Source organism: Frankia sp. CeTa3Moorea, assembly GCF_978021225.1.
On sequence record NZ_CDXDOR010000103.1, the window covers coordinates 1 to 18,758 of the forward strand.

At 70.2% G+C, this 18,758-nt stretch carries 15 protein-coding genes, 3 pseudogenes and 1 CRISPR repeat array; of the genes and pseudogenes, 12 read left to right on the forward strand and 6 right to left on the reverse strand.

The annotated features are described in order from the left end of the window. Nucleotides 1–771 (reverse strand): GAF domain-containing protein (locus AC08OV_RS16835; protein ID WP_476619914.1); only part of this gene is annotated, 771 nt, incomplete at its 3' end. A 299-nt stretch (nt 772–1,070) separates the two neighbouring features. On the opposite strand from AC08OV_RS16835, the gene AC08OV_RS16840 reads away from it, so the two are divergent. Continuing rightward, nucleotides 1,071–1,508: a hypothetical protein gene (locus tag AC08OV_RS16840; protein ID WP_476619915.1), complete on the forward strand. Its 438-nt coding sequence runs from the start codon at nt 1,071–1,073 to the stop codon at nt 1,506–1,508. A 26-nt stretch (nt 1,509–1,534) separates the two neighbouring features. On the opposite strand, the pseudogene AC08OV_RS16845 reads toward AC08OV_RS16840, so the two are convergent. Beyond that, nucleotides 1,535–1,837: pseudogene (locus AC08OV_RS16845) on the reverse strand (hypothetical protein); the annotation flags it as partial. A 128-nt stretch (nt 1,838–1,965) separates the two neighbouring features. Between AC08OV_RS16845 and AC08OV_RS16850 the strand changes: the two are divergent. The 8 genes from AC08OV_RS16850 (at nt 1,966) to AC08OV_RS16885 (ending at nt 11,512) form a co-directional block, all read left to right on the forward strand. Next, entirely contained in the window at nt 1,966–2,751 is a 786-nt protein-coding gene (locus AC08OV_RS16850) for a hypothetical protein (RefSeq protein ID WP_476619916.1), read from the forward strand. A gap of 8 nt (nt 2,752–2,759) precedes the next feature. Further along, complete coding sequence (locus tag AC08OV_RS16855) at nt 2,760–4,487, forward strand: serine/threonine protein kinase (RefSeq protein ID WP_476619917.1); 1,728 nt, start codon at nt 2,760–2,762, stop codon at nt 4,485–4,487. A gap of 418 nt (nt 4,488–4,905) precedes the next feature. Next, a complete protein-coding gene (locus AC08OV_RS16860) occupies nt 4,906–6,765 on the forward strand; it encodes an asparagine synthase-related protein (RefSeq protein ID WP_476615825.1) in 1,860 nt (619 codons plus the stop codon). Next, on the forward strand, nt 6,755–7,069 hold the full coding sequence (locus AC08OV_RS16865; RefSeq protein WP_476619918.1) for a lasso peptide biosynthesis PqqD family chaperone: 315 nt from the start codon (nt 6,755–6,757) through the stop codon (nt 7,067–7,069). Before AC08OV_RS16860 ends, AC08OV_RS16865 begins: the two co-directional genes overlap by 11 nt. Further along, entirely contained in the window at nt 7,066–7,569 is a 504-nt protein-coding gene (locus tag AC08OV_RS16870) for a lasso peptide biosynthesis B2 protein (protein WP_476615823.1), read from the forward strand. The genes AC08OV_RS16865 and AC08OV_RS16870 overlap by 4 nt, the downstream gene beginning before the upstream one ends. An 8-nt stretch (nt 7,570–7,577) precedes the next feature. After that, nucleotides 7,578–8,858, forward strand: a complete 1,281-nt coding sequence (locus AC08OV_RS16875; RefSeq protein WP_476619919.1) for a cytochrome P450 — start codon at nt 7,578–7,580, stop codon at nt 8,856–8,858. Nucleotides 8,859–8,983: 125 nt separating this feature from the next. After that, nucleotides 8,984–9,949, forward strand: a complete 966-nt coding sequence (locus AC08OV_RS16880; RefSeq protein ID WP_476619920.1) for a beta-propeller fold lactonase family protein — start codon at nt 8,984–8,986, stop codon at nt 9,947–9,949. A gap of 90 nt (nt 9,950–10,039) precedes the next feature. After that, nucleotides 10,040–11,512, forward strand: a complete 1,473-nt coding sequence (locus AC08OV_RS16885; protein WP_476619921.1) for an ATP-binding protein — start codon at nt 10,040–10,042, stop codon at nt 11,510–11,512. Between the two features lie 238 nt (nt 11,513–11,750). Here the strand turns inward: AC08OV_RS16885 and AC08OV_RS16890 are convergent, their stop codons facing one another. Next, nucleotides 11,751–12,632, reverse strand: coding sequence for an EcsC family protein (locus tag AC08OV_RS16890; RefSeq protein WP_476615029.1), 882 nt, complete (start codon nt 12,630–12,632; stop codon nt 11,751–11,753). Between the two features lie 383 nt (nt 12,633–13,015). On the opposite strand from AC08OV_RS16890, the gene AC08OV_RS16895 reads away from it, so the two are divergent. Next, nucleotides 13,016–13,372: a group I truncated hemoglobin gene (locus tag AC08OV_RS16895; protein ID WP_476615030.1), complete on the forward strand. Its 357-nt coding sequence runs from the start codon at nt 13,016–13,018 to the stop codon at nt 13,370–13,372. Nucleotides 13,373–13,603: 231 nt separating this feature from the next. Here the strand turns inward: AC08OV_RS16895 and AC08OV_RS16900 are convergent, their stop codons facing one another. From AC08OV_RS16900 to AC08OV_RS16910, 3 genes and pseudogenes are all read right to left on the reverse strand, one after another. Then, entirely contained in the window at nt 13,604–15,040 is a 1,437-nt protein-coding gene (locus AC08OV_RS16900) for an IS110 family RNA-guided transposase (RefSeq protein WP_476615031.1), read from the reverse strand. 452 nt (nt 15,041–15,492) lie between these two features. Beyond that, nucleotides 15,493–15,765: direct repeats of the CRISPR family, unit length 29 nt; unit sequence CGGATCACCCCCACGGGCGTGGGGAGGAC. Between the two features lie 142 nt (nt 15,766–15,907). Beyond that, nucleotides 15,908–16,120, reverse strand: a pseudogene (locus AC08OV_RS16905) (type I-E CRISPR-associated endoribonuclease Cas2); the annotation flags it as partial. A gap of 34 nt (nt 16,121–16,154) precedes the next feature. Next, complete coding sequence (locus tag AC08OV_RS16910) at nt 16,155–17,576, reverse strand: hypothetical protein (RefSeq protein ID WP_476619922.1); 1,422 nt, start codon at nt 17,574–17,576, stop codon at nt 16,155–16,157. 428 nt (nt 17,577–18,004) lie between these two features. Here AC08OV_RS16910 and AC08OV_RS16915 point away from each other — a divergent pair, with 428 nt between their 5' ends. Then, complete coding sequence (locus AC08OV_RS16915) at nt 18,005–18,286, forward strand: hypothetical protein (RefSeq protein ID WP_476615032.1); 282 nt, start codon at nt 18,005–18,007, stop codon at nt 18,284–18,286. Between the two features lie 283 nt (nt 18,287–18,569). Continuing rightward, nucleotides 18,570–18,758, forward strand: a pseudogene (locus AC08OV_RS16920) (hypothetical protein); the annotation flags it as partial.

An 18,758-nucleotide genomic window follows, 5' to 3' on the forward strand; every position in this document is an offset into this window, starting at 1 on the left:
CCGCTGGCGCTCCGCCATCAGCAGCCTGCGCAACTCCGCCGTATCGGCCTCGCGAAGCGAGATCAGTTCCCGGTCGTGCCCCGGCGCGGCGAGGAGCAAGGCATCCTGGATCTGGTTGGCGACCATGCCCGCCATGACCGCCAGCAGCGGCCCGGCATCCCGGCGCGGACAGGTGAGATCGAACAGGCCGAGCGTCTGCCCCGTCGCCGGATCACGCAGGGGAACACCGGCACAGGCGAACTCGCCGAGGGACTCCGCGTAGTGCTCCTGACCGAACACGTGCGCCGGCCTGTGCTCCTCGAGAGCGGTACCGATGCCGTTGGTGCCGACAAACCGCTCGGCGTAACTAAATCCGGGCACCAGCGATACGCGGTCCAGCCGGCGTTCGAACGCGGCGTCGCCGGTGCACCGCACGAGCACCAGACCGTTCGCGTCGGTGACGATCGCGCTGACGGCCTGCCTGGCCAGGCGGTCGGCGAGCTGGCACAGGACCGGTTCGGCCGCGCGCACGACAGGTGCGTCGAGGTCCGACGCGGCGAGGAGGGGCTCGGGGCTGTCCGCGGCCACCGCCCACCGCCGCGACCGCATCCACGACTCGCGGATCGGATCCCGCACCCCGCCGGGCTCGCTGGTCTCAGCTGAGACCTCAGCAGAAATCCCAGCGGTGAAGAACCGCTCGCGCGCCCGCTCGAGCGAGGCTCCCTCCCCACCGTTGAGGCGAACCCCCGAGGCCCGTCCGGCTCGCCGAGACGGTCTTGACCGATCCGGCATGACGCACCTTCCCGCACCTTTAACCGTGTGACCTGAGGCAAGTATATGCCGCTTGGGCATGAGCTCGGAATCATAATCCGCTTAGCCCTGCTCGCCGGAGAGGGCAAAAATTGTAGAGAAAGCAATATCCAGTATTTTTCTTCCAAAAATCGGTCTTTCATGTGGTTGGTAGGTTGACGCCTTCTGCCATCGACGCCGTCAGCCGGTGAGAGACCTCGTAGGAGTAGCTGCACCCACCGCCGGCGGGCCGCCGGATAGCGTCGCGCTCAGTAACATGAGCCCTCGTTCAGATTGGGAATATGGTTGCAGTGGCCGGATGGTCGATCGAGAACATCCCGGATCTCACGGGTCACACCATGATCGCTACCGGTACGACCGGAGGGCTTGGGCTGGCGACGACCCAGGTGCTCGCAGCCCGGGGCGCACACGTGATCATGACGTGCCGCGACGGGCAGAAGGCGCGCCAGGCCCGGCGGGAGATCGTCGCGACCGGCGTCGACGCACGCCTACTGGACGCCCGCCTGATGGAACTGGGGCGCCGGCTCACCGCCAGCGGCCACGCAACCCGCTCGGTCGCCGGCGACCCGGGCTTCGCACGCACCAGGCTCGGCACAAAAGAGCGGAAGGTCCCCTCGGAGTTGCACGCCTGCGCGTACTTCGCCACCAGCCGCAGCGTCTTCATTCTCCCCGGAGCCAGCCACCATGATCGGCTGCAGAACCGTCGGCGGCTGCGATGAGTTCAGCGGAATCTCTGCGACGAACACCCGTCCGGTTCCCAAAGATTTTCGACGACATACGACCGGACGACGTCCCGCATCATGCCGGCGTCCCACGCGTAGGATTCCAACAGGCGTTGCATCTCAGGCGGCGCCGGATCACCCGCATACTCGGCGAGCGTCCACTCGTTCTTCCGTTCCGCCCCCGCCAGCAGGCCTGTCGCATACAACGGGCCTAGCCCGGCGCCGCCTCGCTACGGAAACGTCCCGCCACCCGGGAGAACGACTCCTCAGAGCCCCGCCTCCCACTGGTCGACATCCCCATCGCCTACACTGTCATCTACGGCCACCGCGTCTTCACGGTTATACACAAACCCGAAGGATCACACGGTGGCCGCACTGCGCCACCGGCTCCTCCACGCGGGCAACACAGAGACCACTATTGCTGTAGTAATAAGCCGACACGGGTTGGGCGGCCATGAAGAGTGTGATCATCGAGGTCGCGGACCGCGACGCGGACGGTCCGTCGCTGCTGGAGGTCGAGCCGGGCGAGGTGGCGACGTTCGGTCGCGGTACGCCCGGCCGGCCGGTGGACATCGTGGTGCCCGACCAGGGAGTTTCCCGAGTGGCGGGCCAGATACGACCAGTCGAGGACTACTGGCTGCTGACGAACTTCAGCCAGGATTCCACGTACGTCGTGGAAAACCCAGAGGGCGCCGGCGAGTTCGTGAAGGTTCCCCCCCGACGGGTGGCGGCACCGGTTCCATTCGAGTTTGCCCGGGTGCTACTGCCGCTGACGCGTGGGGTGGGCGGCTTCAAGGTGTACGCGCCGCAACACGAGTATGTCGACCGGCGCATGGTCGCCGCCGACGACGGTGAGCTGACCCGCCAGGTCTTCCCGCTCGACGAGACGGCCAAGTACTTCCTGATCCTCGTGGCGTTGTGCGAGCCGCGGCTACGGGACTCCTCGGTCGTCGCCATTCCCACGCTCGACCAGGTGATCGACAGGTTGCGCCCGCTGCCGGGCTGCGCCAGCCTCACCCGGTCCGCCGTGAACTTTCACATCAATTACCTCGTCGAGAACAAGCTGCGGGTCAAGCCGCCGGACACGGCGGAAGGGGACCGGTTCGCGGCCCGGCGGGAAGCGCTCGTGACGGTGGCGCTGCGCTTCAATGTGGCCCGGGAGGAGCATCTGGCGCTGCTTCCGTCCCCGCGTCCCGGCGGCCGGCCCGGTAATGATGGGCAGCGCAGCGGGCGGCACTGACCATGCCGGTGCCGATCACAGTGGAGTGGTCAGAACGCACCCCGTCCGCAGTCGTCCCGCGCGGCTACCGGGTCGGCCCCTTCACGGTCACAGACAAGATCGCGGCTGGTAGCTGGGGCACGGTCTACGGCGGGTACCGAGCCGACCGGGACGGGCTAGCCGGGCGCAGGCCGGGCGAGAGCAGGCCACGCCATGCCGGCGCCGAGGTTGCGTTGAAGTTCCTGCCGGTTGCCGGGCTGTCTCCCCGGGAGCGCGCGGAGCTGCGGGCCGGTGCGCTGCGCGAGGCGGCGTTGGTCCGGATCCCCGCCCACCCCCGGCTGATCCGCGCGCTCGCCGTCCTGGTCGTCGACGATCCCGACCGACCCGACCTGCATGGCGCGGTGGTGCTGGCCATGGAGCGGGCCACCGGCAATCTGGTCGACCTGCTCTACACCACGGCACCTCTCTGCCCCACGGCACCCCTCTGCCCCACGGCACCCCTCTGCCCCACGACACCCGACGCGTCGTCGGGCCCCCCGCTGGCGGACCGGGTCCGCATCCTCGTCGAGGTGTGCGAGGGCCTGGCCCACATGCACGCGAACAGCTGGGTCCACGGCGACCTTAAACCCAGCAACGTGCTCATCATGCCGGATGGTTCGGCCCGGCTGGCGGACTTCGGTTTGGCGGTCGAGATCGACGGTACGCACGGCCGCGCGCCGCGCCTGGCCTCGCCCGACCACACCCCGCCGGAATGGTGGAGCGAGCGCATCACCGAGGCCGGGGTCCCGATCCGCATGACCCGGGATGTGTGGGCCTTCGGCGTGCTCGCCCACCAACTGCTGACCGGCACCCACCCCTTCCCCGGGCAGACCAGCCGGTCCCGCTCCGAGGCCGCCCTCACCTATGCGGCGGGTCGCACACCCCTGCGACTGGCGGAGACGCTGCCCGACGGCTGGCGGGAAGTGATCCGCGACTGTCTGGCTCCGACCCATCAGGCCCGCGCCGCACACCCGATCGGCACCGTCCTTCGCCGCGCCCGCGCCCTCCAGCGCGACGGTGACGCGATCACGACCTCGACACGCGACCTGCGCGTGCCCCGGTCGGGACCGGACAGCCCGGTCGCGCCTCCGGCACAACAAACGAACGCGGTACAGCGAACGGCGGCGCAACGAACGGCGGCGGCGCGGCGCATCCTGATCGCGGTGGGCCTGCTGGCCGTCCTGATGCTCGCCGCGGGGTCGGTCCCCCAGCCGTTCTCGTTCCAGCCGGGTGGCGAGCTGCGGCCCGGCGCGCCGATACCCGCCGCCTACCGTCCGCTGATCACCCGGGCCGCGCACGCCTGCCCGGACGAGGTGGTCACGCCCGCACTGATCGCGGCGATCCTCGCGACGCAGAGCGGCTTCCACCCCCGTGCCTCCCACCCGGCAGCCGCGGGGGGCCAGGGCGAGTACGGCATCGCCGGATGGACACCACGGGTGTTCACGGGGTTCGCGGTCGACGCGGACAACAACGGCCGGGCGTCCTACTGGGACCCCGCCGACGCCATCTTCGCCGTCGCCAATCAGCTCGAATACGCCAACCAGCGCCTCGGTGACATTTCCGGCGACCGGGCGCTGCTGCTCGCCGCCGCGTATCACACCAGTGTCAAGTATGTTCGCGCCAACGGGGCCCGAGGACCGCAGGTGCGAGGTTACGTCGAGCGGGTGCAGCATTATCTCTCGCTTTTTACCGACCGCAGACCGGCTGCGTCGAGTTAGATCGTACGACACGCTTCACCGGCGGTGACCCTGTCACCCGGCAGGGTCACAGGCATCCGGGTCCGGCCTAGGTTTGGCCAGGTCGACATCGGATCGTTTCATTCAGGTGTGACCTCCGGCTGTCGGCACGTTATCTGCCGTTCAAGGTGACGGGAGGAGGTGAATTCCGTGCGTTCGTACGAGCGTCCCACGCTGACACGTGTCGGCCTGTTCAGGCTCAGGACCACCGGCAGCGGTGGTTACCACTGGGAGTGGATCGACGCCTGGGGATGGGGCCCCTGAGCCTCCGATCGACCGCTCCCCGGTGCTGATCGCGGCGGGCGGCCCCCGGCGCCGCCCGCCGACGCAACTACGCCGGTAACCCGTTGCCCCCGTCATCCGTATTCCGGTGAGGAATTCCGGTGAGGAGCCGATCCCCTTGCTACCGACCGGTCCCTGGTTCGTCGCCCTGCCCGACAGCGGACGCGTGACGGCGGTCGCCGACACGCTGCGGACAGCGCTCCCCGGTGTCGTCACGATCGCGCACCCCTCGGGGCGGCCCTGGCTGGTGGGCCGCTGGGCTCCGTGGCGGGTGACGGTCGGTCGGGCCCGCGACACGGTCATCGCCGTCGTGGGCGATCACACGATGGCGCGGGAGCCGTTGAACGCCTTCGCCGAGAACGTGACGAGCGTAGGCGACCTCGACCGCCTGTACCCCCGGATCCGCGGAAGCGTCCACCTGGTCGCATCGGTAGGAGGCACGACCCGGGTGCAGGGCACCGCGTCCGGCCTGCGCCGGGTCTACTCCGGCACGGTCGACGGCGTCGCGATCGCCGGTGACCACGCGACCGTCCTCGCGGGCCTGTCGGGCGCGGCCGTCGAGCCGGCCCGGATCGCGGTGCGGCTACTCTTCCCCGGCGTGCCGTGGCCGCTGGGCTGGGATCCGGTGTTCAGGACCGTCGAGGCCACCCGACCGGGGCACTACCTGCTGCTGGCCCCAAGCGGCGAACGCAGGCAGATCCGCTGGTGGGATCCCCCGCCGCCCGAGCTTGCCGCCAACGAGGGAGCAACGGCGCTGCGGGACGCCCTCACCGAGGCCGTCCAGGCCAGGGTCACCCCGGGGGCGAAGATCGTCTCCCATCTGAGCGGGCTGGACTCCAGCTCGCTGTGCTCGCTCGCGGCCCGGGAGAAGGCCGAGATCGTCGCGCTGACCGCGGCGCAGCCCGACCCGATGGACGACGACGTCGCCTGGGCCGGTCGCACGGTAGCGGCGCTACGCCGGGCCGGCCACCGGATCGAGCACGACGTCATCCCGGCGTCGGAGTGCCCGCTGGTCTACGACGGGATGCTCGCCGCCGGCGACAAGTTCGACGAGTTCGACGAGCCGTTCCTCTACCTGCACAACCACCGTCGCTTCCGGCACATCCTCCGGCGCGGCGAGCGCCATTCCCCGCAGCTGCACCTGATGGGACTCGGCGGCGACGAGCTGTGCGCCCCGGGCCCCCAGCTCTTGGCCGCCATGCTTCGCACATCCCCGTCCGTGGGGTGGCGACATCTGCGGTCCGCGGCCGCCTGGAACCGGTCGTCCCTGGCCACCGTCGTCCCGCAGCTGGCCCGCGGCTATCTGGCCCACGGCCGGACGTACGCCGGGTGGCTGCGATCGGCCGCGGACGCGGTGGGGCGCCCGGGCCCCGAAAAACGGCCGCCGGTCGGCTGGGGAACCCCGCCGGTGCTCCCGGCGTGGGTCACCGACGACGCGATGGACGCGGTCCGGGAGGAAATGCGCCACGCCGCCGGGACGGATCCCCGGCTGGCCGCGGACCGCGGAACGCATCACAACCTTACGGTCATCCATGCGGGTGCTCAGGTGGCGCGGGGATTCCAGCGGATCGCCGCCCAGGAGGGCGTCCTGATCTCGGCGCCGTTCCTGGACGACCAGGTCGTCGACGCGGCCCTGGCGGTTCAGGCGGCCGGCCGGTACGAGCCCGCGCGGTACAAGCCGCTCCTGGTCGACGCGATGCGCGGCGTCGTCCCCGACGCCACGCTGCGGCGCGTAACGAAATCCGACACCGCGGCAGCCGCCGTCATCGGCAGCCGGCGGCACCGCGACCAGATAACTGGCCTGCTGGAGGATTCCCGGCTGGCTCAGTTGGGACTGATCGACGTGGACGTTCTGGCCGCGGCCGTCCGCGGCCCCATCGACATCCAGACCCCCCACCGCCGGCTCGAGCCGACGATCGGCTGTGAAGTATGGCTCCGCAACCGTAGTGAGGACTCGAATGTATTCATTGGCAGCTGACATCTCGACGGTCGATACGGACTACGGCGTCGTCCTCCTGGACGAGACGAAGGGCGAATACTGGAATCTCAACCCCTCCGGCGCGGTCGTCCTGCGCTCGGTGCTGCGGCCCGGGACGGTGGACGACGCCGCCGCGGCCCTGGTGCGCGACTTCTCCATTGATGTGGAGGTGGCCGAGCAGGACGCGCGCGGCGTCATCGACGAGCTGGTCAGGACGGGGTTGCTCATTCCGGCCGTCGTCGAGGGCAGCCCGCGGGCCCACGGCGGAGCGGCGCGTTCGGAACAAGCGCCGGGGCAGCCATGAGCATCCCGCAGATAATCGGCGTCGAGCGACATTCGTTCTCCCGGCGGGAACGGTCGAGGGCAGACGCGGCCGTGCTGGTCGCCCGCCTGCTGGCCCGGCAGCCACCGCGGCGCATCCAACGGGCGCTGCGGCTGGTCGGCCGGGGTGCCCGCCCGGCGACCTACGCCGAGGCCAGCCGCGCCCGGACGGTCGTGACCAGGACGAGCTGGGCGTGCACCGGCCCAGAGGGGTGCCTGCCGCGGTCCATCGCCACGACGCTGCTGTGCCGGCTCGGCGGCAGCGTTCCCACCTGGTGCGTCGGCGTGCGGGTGGTGCCGCCGTTCGGCGCGCATGCCTGGGTCGTCGCCGAGGGCCGTGACGTCGACGAGCCCCACCCGGAGGGCTATCACCGCCGCCTGCTGAGCGTGGAGCCCGCCGGCCACAGCCCACGGCGGCGGGTGGGACGGCCGGACGCAGGTCTCGGACAGCAGCCGGCCGACACCGCCGGAGCGCCCCAGTGAGCGGGGCGGTGAGCGCCCCGGTGAGCGCCCCGGTGAGCGGGGCGGTGAGCGGGGCGGTGAGCGGGGCGGGCCGCACCGTCGGCGCTTGCGGGGCGCCGCCGTTCCCGATGGCTCGCGCGTGTCCCTACCACCCGCCGCCGGGCTACCGGGGCCTGCGGGCCGCCGGGCCTCTCGCGAAGGTCACGCTCATCGGCGACCGCCCCGCGTGGGTGGTGACCGGGCACGGGAACGCCCGCGCGCTGTTCGCCGATCCCCGGCTGTCCGCCGACCGCGCCGACCCGAACTACCCGGAGCTGACCGGCCGACGGGCGAGCGCGGAGACGATCCGGGCGGTGCGGACGTTCGTCGAGATGGACCAGCCGGAGCACGCCGCGCACCGGCGGCTGGTGATCCCGAGCTTCAGCGTGCGCCGCGCCCACGCCCTGCGGCCGCGTCTCCAGGGCGCCGTCGACCTGCTGGTCGACCGGTTGCTGACGGCCGGGCCACCTACCGACCTCGTCGACCAGTTCGCCCTCGACGTCGCCGCGTTCCTGCTCTGCGAGCTGTTCGCGGTGCCGCCCGACGACCGCACCGCCTTCCGGGACCGCCTGGCTCGACCGGACGGAGCAGGGCTTCCGGAGCTCGCCGGCTACCTGGGGGGGCTCCTGCGCGGCCGGGAGAGCGGTCCGGGCCAGGACGCGCTCAGCCGGCTGGCGAGCGCGTACGCGGGCGGGCACGGAGGCGCGGGCGGGCACGGAGGCGCGGGCGCCAGCGAGGCGGCACACCGGCAGGCGGTCAACACGGCCATGATGCTGGTGGTCGCCGGCAGCGAGACCATGACGAACACGATCGCGTCCGGCATGCTGACGCTGCTGGACCATCCCGACCAGGCGGCCGCCCTGCGCGCCGGCCCGGCCGCCATCCCGGGCGCGGTCGAGGAGCTCCTACGCTACTTGTCCGTCGCCGACACCATCCCCCGGGTGGCCGTCGCCGATATTGGGATCGGCGGCCGTCTGATCCGGGCGGGCGACGGTGTCGTCCTCGCTACGGCCGCCGCGAACCGCGACCCGGCCGCGTTCGCCGACCCCGACGCCTTCGACGTGCGCCGCGGCCCGCGCAACCACCTCGCGTTCGGCTTCGGCGTGCACCGGTGCCTCGGCCAGAACCTCGCCCGGGCCGCTCTCCAGATCGCGTTCGCCACAGTGCTCCGTCGCGTTCCGACCCTGCGCCTGGCTGTTCCCGCCGAACAGATTCCGATCAAGGGCGCCGTGGGGCTGCAGGGCGTCACCGCGCTGCCGGTCACCTGGTGACGGCGCCCGCGGCCTGGCCGGTGCGACCGCTCGCGGTGACCCGCTTCGCCATCCCACGAACAGGTTCTCCGGCACCCAGGCTACTACGCTCGGTTGTGATCCATCGACCGTGGGATGCGGGCTAGATGACTATCCACGCCTACGTAGCCAGCATCCGAACTGGGCAGGTGCTGGTGGTCGACCCGCTCGCGGGTGTCGTGAGCGCCGCCATCGGAGTCGGCGCGCTCCCCTTCGGGGTGGCGGTGGCTCCCGACGGCAGCCGCGCCTACGTCACCAACTTCGGCGGGAACGACGTGTCCGTCGTCGACACGGCCACCGGGGCCGTCACCGCCACCGTCCCGGTCGGCGCGAACCCCGGAAGCGTCGCCGTCAGCCCCGACGGGCGGCGGGCCTACGTGACGAACTTCGGCGGGAACGACGTGTCCGTCGTCGACACGGCCACCGGGGCCGTCACCGCCACCGTCCCGGTCGGCGCGAGCCCGGCGAACGTCGCCGTCAGCCCCGATGGGCGGCGGGCCTACGTGACGAACTTCGGCGGGAACGACGTGTCCGTCATCGACACGGCCACGCACACCGGAGCCATGCGCACCGGAGCCATGCGCACCGGAGGCACGCACACCGGAGGCACGCACACCGTCATCGACACGATCAGCGCCGGGGCCGGCACCAACGGCATCGCCGTCGCGCCCGACGGCCGGCGAATCTATGTGACCAGCACGGGCGGCGACCCGGGCGAGGTGTCGATGATCGAGACGTCGGCCGGCACCGTGACCGCGAAAATCGCCGTCGGACCCGGCCCTTTCGGGGCAGCCCTGGCACCGGACGGGACGCGCCTTTACGTGACCAACTATTACGGCCACACGGTCTCGGTGATTCACACGGCTCTCGACACGGTTGTCGCAGTTTTCCCCGTCGGCGCCCGCCCAGAGAACGTCGCGGTGGCGCCGGACGGCAGTGTCGCGTGCATAACGAACCAGGCCAGTTGTGACGTATCCGTGGTCGACCTCGCCGATTGCGTCGTCGTCGCGACGATCCCGCTCGCCGGCACGCCGGGCGGCATCGCCGTCACGAGCGCCCCGGTCACCGGCTGACACCCCGGCACCGGCTGACGCCCCGGTCACATGCGAGATAGAATGGATGACTCCAGCTATAATAAGTAGAGTTATCAAGAGGGTGACGGGGTGGACAAGCCCGCCGAGATGTTCGACCGCGACTTCGAGTGGGCCGAGCTCACCCGCTTCGCCCGCCACCGGAGCCGGGAAGCCACCCTGGGAGTGATCTCCGGACGACGGCGCCAGGGCAAGACCTTCCTCCTCGACGCGATCATCCGCGCCCACGGTGGTTTCCTGTTCACCGCCACCGAGACCACCGAAGCCGATGCGCTACGCCAGTTCGGGGAAACCCTCGCCCGCTACCGCGGCGAGCCGGCCCCCCACCGGTTCACCCACTGGGACGAGGCCATCACCCAGCTGATGCGCATCGCCACGGCCGGGCCCACCCCCGTCGTCATCGACGAGTTCCCCTTCCTCGCCAAGGCCTCCCCCGCGCTGCCCTCCATCATCCAACGCGCCCTGGACCCGACGGCCCAGCACACCAACACCCCGGTCCGACTACTGCTGTGCGGCTCCGCCCTGTCCTTCATGGGCCGACTCCTGGCCGGCAACGCCCCCCTACGCGGCCGTGCCGGGCTCGAACTCGTCGTCCCCACCCTCGACTACCGCCTCGCCGCCCAATTCTGGGAGATCACCGACCCGCGCACCGCCGTACTCACCCACGCCATCGTCGGCGGCACCCCCGCCTACCGTCGGGAGTTCGCCCAGGGCGACACCCCAGCCGGCCCCGACGACTTCGACCCCTGGGTCACCCGCACCGTCCTCAACCCCGCCCGCCCCCTCTTCCGCGAAGGCCGCTACCTGCTCGCCGAGGAGCCCGAACTCCACGACACCGCCCTCTACCACTCCGTCCTGGCTGCCATCGCCGCAGGCAACACCGCCCGCGGTGGGATTGCCGACTACCTCGGCCGGAAATCCACCGACCTCGCCCACCCGCTGAGCGTGCTCGAGGACGTCGGCCTGATCCGCCACGAACCCGATGCCTTCCGCCGCAACCGCTCCGCCTACCGGATCGCCGAGCCCCTCGTCGCCTTCTACCACGCCGTCATGCGCCCCTACTGGGGCGACCTGGAACGCCCCGGCCGCGCGCAGGCCGTGTGGCAGCGCGCCCAGCCCACCTTCCGCGGCAAGATCCTCGGACCACACTTCGAAAACCTCTGCCGCGACTGGGCCCGCTGGCACGCCGCCCCCGACACCTACGGCGGCCATCCCTCCCGCGTCGCCGCCGGAACCATAAACAACCCGGCCGCCAGAACCAGCCACGAGATCGACGTCGCGGTCTTCGGCCACCACGACTCCGAACGCGAAACCCTGCTCGCCCTCGGCGAAGCCAAGTGGAACGAGACCATGGGCCTCAAGCACCTGCAACGCCTCAACCACATCCGCGGCCTGCTACCGGCACACCACACCGCCATCGGCGTTGGCGTCCCACGCCTGCTGTGTTTCAGCGGGGCAGGTTTCACCCCCGAACTCCATGAGGCCGCCACCCACGACCCCACCATCCAGCTCATCGATCTACAACGGCTCTACCACGGCGAATAACGGGACTGTCCAACCCTCTCGCCGAGCCCCAATCCACCATCCAATATGATCAAGACAGCCGGCAATACCCCGTCAACATCGTTGATTATCTTAAAAATGGCTAGCCACGCGCCTTCGCCGGCAAACGGCGCAGCCTCGCCACCCCACGCCGATGCTGCCGGACGCTGACGACCGGCAGCAAGCCGGTTGAGATCACCACCGACAAGGCCCCTGTCCACGGTGGCGGCGGGCGAGCCGGTCAGTCGTCACCTTCGGGGTTGACGTCGTCGCGGTCGTCTTTCCCCCGGAACGGGTTGAGTCTTCTGACCGCCACTCGGCCCCGATCCGACTGGCTGTCGAGTGACAGGTGAACCACGGTGTCGGCAGTCCACGCCGGGCCGCTCTCGTGGTGCGAATCGGCGGCCGGGCTGGTCAGATCGCCGTCCGGCGCGGGCCCCGCGGAGAGCGACGGAAAGCTCGACCTGGCGTAGGCGGCAACCGCGCGCATGGAAAGCAGGTCCGTCGTGGCGCCGATCGGGGCGCCGACAAAGGGCACCATCTTGCCCAGGTTGATCACTCCGGTCGTCCCGGCCTTCGTGAACAGCCGAAACCCGACCTTCTTGTTGATCTCGATGAGGGTCTTCCCGGACACACGCTTGACAGCGGCGGCGGCACCTCGCCGGCCGATCTCGATGCCGGCCTCGCGGAGGATCTCCGTCGCGGGGCCACCGCCGGCCATCGTCAGCAACACGGCGGTCCTGACGTCCTCGGACTGCAGGTCGTACCCGCGTAGGTGCGCGACGCCCGCGACCAGCCGGCCCGCGACGATGAAGTAGCCGCTCACGCCGGCCGGCACCGTTATCGGGAGAGTGGCCACTCCCCCGAGCCCGGTCAGGGCCCCGTTCGCCGCCGCGAGGCGGAGATGGATGGCGACGAACCGGTCGACCGCCTTCTCGGTGCCCGCTGTCACCGTCCGCGTCTCGTCCGCGACCTCAGCGGCACCCCGAAAAGGACCGGCGCCCTCGATCGCGATGGTCAGGATCTGCCCGATTCCCCTCGCCACGAGGCCAGCGGCGTCCCCGTCCGCCTTCGGTCCGGGCCCGGTCAGGATCTTTCCGGCCATGCTGTCGGCGGCGGTCACTGAGTTCTCCCCGTTGACGGTAGCGGGCCAACAATGACATATCCCGCAGGCGTGACGAACAGTATGCACGGTAGTGCCACGACCCGTGTCCGCGGCTCTCGGCGTTGCAGATCTTCGCCAGGGCCTTCCTCGCGCCGGACGAGGAGCACACCGCTCCTTCCTACCGTCTTTCAACAGGTCAAGCTTCTGCCCACGCGTGAGCGGAAGGAGCCGGACGGCCCGCGTCCGCCTGCCATCTTTCTCTGTCGCGCGGACATTCGACTCTTTCAAGGAAATTGTGCCCGTGGTTCAGTGAACCTATCGGACGGGTACCAGTGCAGCCCCGGCAACAAACCTGGTCAACGACCTCCGGTCGGGCCTCTCCTGCGAAAGCGAGACCTCTGATGAGTATCTACGACGCTATCGGCGGCGCGACGGCCGTGCAGGCCGCGGTCGACAATTTCTACGTCCGGGTGATGGCCGATCCCGTTCTTGCGCCCTTCTTTGCCGACCGGGACCTGCCCCGCCTCAAGGAACACCAGCGGGCGTTCATCGCCGCGGTGATCGGTGGTCCCGAGGTCTACCAGGGTCGGGACATGGCCGCGGTACACGCCACGCTCGGCCTCACCGACATCCACTTCGACGCGGTGGTGGACCATCTGCTCGCGGCGTTGGCCGGCCTCGGTGTCCCGACGGAAACCACCGGCCAGATCGGAGCGGCCCTCGCCCCGTTGCGTTCCGACGTCGTCACGGTATCGTAGTAACAGCAGTAACTCACGTCATAAACGACCCTGCACGGTCGGGCTGGTGAAGCCGCGCCCGGCTGACTGGAAAACCCAGCGCAACGTGGGCAGGCTCGTGCCCGCCAGGGCACTTGGCCGCTGGTGCGGGTGATGGCAACGGGTGCGATGCGGCTGTTACCGGTCCTTCTACCGGCGAGCGGCGTTGGACGGGCGAGCGATCTCGCTGGCTGGTGGCCGTCAGGGCGCGGGTCAGGCGGCGGCGACGAGGGCCGCGGCCTGCTCCGGGGAGATACCGAGGTTCTTCATCTGGCGGGCGGCGGCGCGGCTGCGCCGCTCGGGGTCGCCTTGGCGGGCGTAGTAATCCTCGCCGAGGTCGCGGAATGGTACTGCTGGATTACTCAACAGCTCCCAGATAATTTCGAGGATGAGCCGCGCTGTCGCGACGACTGCCTTCAGCGCCCCGCGGCGGCGTTTGAGTCGCCGGTGGCGGGCACCGATAAAGGTGTGGGTCCGCCCGGCGACGACCGCGGTCGTCGCGAGGATCCGGCGCGGGTAGCGGTTGCCTTTACCGGTCCGGCCCCTGCGCAGCGAGCCACCGGACTGGATCGTGCGCGGGGTCAGCTTTGCCCAGGACACCAGAGGGCCCTTGGTGGGGAACTGGGACATGTCCGTGCCGATCTCCGCAAGGATGATCCGCGCGGCGTCCAGGCTGATCCCGGGGATCGCGTCGAGCAGCGCGACCAGACGGGGTCCGGTCATCCCCGCCGGCCAGGCGGGCCGGGCCGGTGCGGCGGACGGGACGATCTCGCCGGTGGCCGGGTCGACCGTGCCGTCTTCGCCGCCGAAGGTCTCGGTGGTGGTTCGGGTGGCGGGAGCGGCGATCTCGACGTGGCCCTTGGGCATGGGCAGCATGGCGACGTACTGCTCGATCCGCGCGGACAGCGAAGCGATCTTTGTGTCGATCTCGTCGATCTGCTCGAGGTAGACCTTGAGCTGGAAGGCGTGGTGGTCGGAGAACTGGCCGGTTAACGCGGCGATCAGCGTCTCGCGGGGTGCCTTCAGCCCGCGGGAGAGGTCCGCGAGCCGGCGCGGGTCGCGCTCGCCGGCGACCATGGCGTCGAGCATCCGCCGCCCGGAGAGCCCGAAGATGTCCGAGATCACCGCCGAGAGCTTGACCAGGGCCAGTTCGAGGACCTTCTCGACTCGCTGCTTGGCCCGGGTCCGGTCCGCGACCAGGTCCGCGTTCATCCGGGTGAGGTCGCGTAACTCCCGGATCTCCTTCGGGGGGACGAACGAGGCGCGCAGCATGCCCCGCTCGGTGAGCTTGGCCAGCCACCCGGCGTCGGGTTTGTCCGTCTTGGGACGTCCTGGGACGTTCTTGACGTCGCGAGCGTTGACCAGAACGACGTCCAGGCCCCGTTCTTCGAGGACGAAATACCACAACCGCCAGTAGTCGGAGGTGCTCTCGAGCGTGACCCGCTCGATCCCCTCGCGGACCAGTCTGTCGGCCAGTTCCACCACCGCCGGGTAGGTCGCCGGCACGTCGAGGACCGCTGTGCGCCGCTTGCCCTTCTTCCCGTACGGCATGCGGATGCACACCTTGCCCGCCTTCTTGGCGACGTCGATGGCGGCGACGCGCTGGAGGATCTGCTCGTCCTCGTCGTCGGGCAGCTCCACGCCCTCCACACCAACCCCCTTCAGGTCGACTACTAGAAGCGGCCGTCCGGGGACCGAAAGCAATCACATTCTGGCTGGCGTGCTCGGAGCACAGGTGGCGACCCGTAAGGTCAGGATCCCTCGCCAAACTGAAAATCGGCCTCAAGGCCAGGAAGCGGACGGCGTTGGACGGACGGCCGGCGCCGACCTTCCCAGACCGCTTGGCAGGGCAGACCTTCGGCCAGGGGAAGCCGGTCACGCGCTCGCCGACAGGTGCGCACCGGCACCATGGCGGCGCGATCCCGGGAGGCCGCCAACAGCCCGGGGCCCTGGCAGGGCCCGATCGACCAGCCGGACCGACCGCGGCAGCACCAGCCCTTTCACGCCGCAGGCGGCGTGCCCGAAGGGCCAAAGAAACTGAAAACTGACCCCCAGGGGCGTGGGGAGGACGTCTCAGCGCGTTCACGGAGCTTGGCCATCCGCGGATCACCCCCACGGGCGTGGGGAGGACGACTGGCCAGCCCTCACCGTCGCCGCCTGGTCCGGATCACCCCCACGGGCGTGGGGAGGACCTGACCAGGATCGACCACGTCGGGATCGCGGTGGGATCACCCCCACGGGCGTGGGGAGGACGCGGCGAGGCGCTGGGCGTAGCCGCCGATCGTCGGATCACCCCCACGGGCGTGGGGAGGACGGCCTGTGCTTTCTCGATGGTTGCCCGGATGGCGGATCACCCCCACGGGCGTGGGGAGGACCCTTTCTGACCTGGTCTTTTGCAGGGTCTCCTGTGTCTGTTGTGATGGGAGGCCGAGGAGTTGGAGGCTGCCGAAGTCCATAACATGGCAGCGGCGTCCACCGACTGCCTTGACCGTAAAACCTTGATCGTAAAATCTTGATCGTAAAATCTTGCTCAAGGGTCGGCGGGGTGGATGCAGACGGCGCGGCGCCGTCGGCGATGCTACCGACAATCACGCTCGAGAGTTCGTCGCATTCGCGGGCGGGGACGACCCCGACGTAGAGGCCGGCTTTGGGTTCGATGGGCCGAGAGATCAGAGCACCTGCGACATGCTCGGGTACGACGGGGGTCAAGATGACAATCTTTGAGATCATGGGCTGCCGAGTGGGTCTCCGCCCCTGACGGCCATCACCAGGTGAGGCCGAGTTCTGCGTCGAGGAAGAAGCTGCGTCCGCCGAGGTCGGCTGGCTGGGCGTATCCGGCGTCGTCGATGGGATGGGGCAGGGGAACGAACTCGCGGAGCACGGCGTGCTCGGCCCATCTGGTCGGGACAATTGCGGCTCCCGGATGCCCTCGACGCCAATCGCCGTCGGCGACGGGGATGCTGTGGGCAAGGATGGCGCGGACGTCGTTGGTGGTGAACGAGCCGTCCCGGCGGCTTCCTTTCTCGGGTAGCGGGTGTCGTCGGGTGCGGTCGAGCCAGCGGTAGCCGTCCGCATCGACGAAGCAGCAGACCACGCGGACGGATTCGACGCCGAGACGGGTGCTGACCTTGTCCTCGACGAGGCCGCTGCTGGTCAGCCGTGCGAGGGGGAGGGCGTTCTTCGGCGTCAGGATCATCGCCTGCTCGGCGAGGCTGTAGCGGACCTCGTCCTCCATGCGCCGCGCCAGTTCGGCTTCGCTCAGGTCGGCGGAGAACGTCTCGTCGTAGACCTCCTCGACCATCTCCTGAACATGGTCCGGAATAGAGATGCTGCCGGGGGCTCGCTTGGCGAGCAGGGTGTGGGTGCGTTCGAGGAGGGACCGGTCGTAGACACCGGTCCAGCGATCCGGCAGGTCCAGCGCAGCCCCGTCTGCCGGCGGAACGAGTACGACGAGCCGCGGCCCGGTGGTGGCCCAGGCGGGCCGGTCGCCGTCGAAGACGGCATGCGGACGGACGGCGCTGTCGCGGCCGTAGGCGGCCATCACCGTCTTCGTGATCTCCTCGCGCTGGTAGGCGGGAAAGCGGGCGTGTAACAGCTGCAGCTGGGGGACCGTACGGCCGTCACCGAAGCTGGCCCGGACGGCGGACAGGTCGGCGAACCAGCCCTGCAGGTAGCGGTAGGTGGCCTGCGCTTCGGCGACGGTGGTGCAGATAACCATCGCGCAGCCGCGGTCAGCGACGAGGGGTTCGAGAAGCGTGCGGAGTGCGGTGGAGCGGTCGGCACCCTTCGTGCGGTGGACCGGCACGACCATTGTCTCAACCGCGAGGGGACGAGAGGGGATGTCGACGGGCTGGGTGGTGAGGGCACCGATGACGGCGTCGGCGTAAACCCATCCCGGGTAGGCGACCGGCGCCAGGTCGGTGGCACGGTGACCGGCGCCGGTCAGGTAGGCACGGACGAGTCGGTGCGCGACCGAGCCGGGCAGGGTGGCCGACAGCAGGACGACCGGGACATCGAGCGCACCGAGCCAGATCAGCAGCCGAGCGAGGAGCATCCGCATGTAGGCGTCGTAGGCGTGCACCTCGTCGACGATCAGTACCTTGCCAGCGAGGCCGAGCATCCGGAGCATGTTGTGCTGCACAGGCAGGACGGCGAGCAGCGCCTGGTCGATGGTCCCGACGGCCATCGCGGCGAGCATAGTCACGGATTCGGCGGTACATCTGGTCCGCGGTCGCCATCGTCGGCAGGGTGACGAACAGCCCACACGTGCCAGCCGCCTCGCCCATCACCCGGGCGGCGTGCAGCGCCGTCTCGGTCTTACCGACGCCCATCGGCGCCATCACGAGCAGCAGGCCCGGACCTGACAGGAGCCCGGGCAGCCGCCCTGCCACGGACCGCTGCAGGGCGTTCGGTTCCTGTCCTCCCCACGCCCGTGGGGGTGATCCGACAGCGGGTACTCGTCGGGTGTACGCCTCGACGTCCTCCCCACGCCCGTGGGGTGTTCCGCCCTCGGCAATCGAACAGGTGGCGCACAGGTAACACACAGGCCCGACTCCCACCCTCATAGTCACGGGGCTCCTCCCGGAGCGCCGGCAGGGTAGGAGGACACCGGCCATGGCCACACGTGAGCAGGGAATCCGACGGGTAGGCCCCGTCACCGCCGGACTGGCGGCCGTCACGGCCGCCGGAGCCATCAGCTTCGGCGTGCTGGCCCACGAGCATTCCGCATCCGCGGCCATCTCGGCCTCGACGACGGACGACAGCTCGGCGACCTCGGGTGACGGATCCACCTCGTCGTCGACCTCCGACAGCGCGTCCTCGTCCGGCGGCTGGTCGGGCGGGACAACGGTGGGGAGTGCCGACGGTCCCACGCACGCGTCGACCGGTGGTTCCTGAGATGCCCGGCGCGGCAGCGGTGGTCGAGTGGTCGGTGTGGAGCACGACCGCCCGGCTCGTGGTGACCGAGCCCGGCGAGCACCGCCGCGATCGTCCGTGGTTCCGCGGCGGTGGGCTGGCTGCGCCGGCTCGGGATGCCGGCACGGCTCGTCGCCGCGGACGGCTCGATCGTCACGACCGCGGGCTGGCCCAGCCCGAGCCGGGCCGAGACGGCTCCGGCCGCCGAGGATGGAACCCGAGTCGCATCCGCTGGCTCGGCGACACGGCCGAGAGGTTCCGGCCGATGAGCACCGAAGCCCTCTGGTACGCCGCCCGGGGTACGGGCACCACGTGCCTGCCGCTGCTCACCCTGACGGTCGTCCTCGGCATCGTGGCCCGCTCGGGTCGCGGCCTCGCGGGTCTGCCCGGTTTCGCGCTCGCCGTCGCCGGATCCGCGGCCTGGCGCTGCTCCGCCTCCTTCAGGCTCCTCCCC

Excerpts from the sequence above, each read along its gene's own strand:
- AC08OV_RS16840 (WP_476619915.1), top strand. The coding sequence starts at position 1,071 with ATGGTTGCAGTGGCCGGATGGTCGATCGAGAACATCCCGGATCTCACG.
- AC08OV_RS16850 (WP_476619916.1), top strand. The coding sequence starts at position 1,966 with ATGAAGAGTGTGATCATCGAGGTCGCGGACCGCGACGCGGACGGTCCG.
- AC08OV_RS16870 (WP_476615823.1), top strand. The coding sequence starts at position 7,066 with ATGAGCATCCCGCAGATAATCGGCGTCGAGCGACATTCGTTCTCCCGG.
- AC08OV_RS16880 (WP_476619920.1), top strand. The coding sequence starts at position 8,984 with ATGACTATCCACGCCTACGTAGCCAGCATCCGAACTGGGCAGGTGCTG.
- AC08OV_RS16895 (WP_476615030.1), top strand. The coding sequence starts at position 13,016 with ATGAGTATCTACGACGCTATCGGCGGCGCGACGGCCGTGCAGGCCGCG.
- AC08OV_RS16910 (WP_476619922.1), bottom strand. The coding sequence starts at position 17,576 with ATGGCCGTCGGGACCATCGACCAGGCGCTGCTCGCCGTCCTGCCTGTG.
- AC08OV_RS16915 (WP_476615032.1), top strand. The coding sequence starts at position 18,005 with ATGGCCACACGTGAGCAGGGAATCCGACGGGTAGGCCCCGTCACCGCC.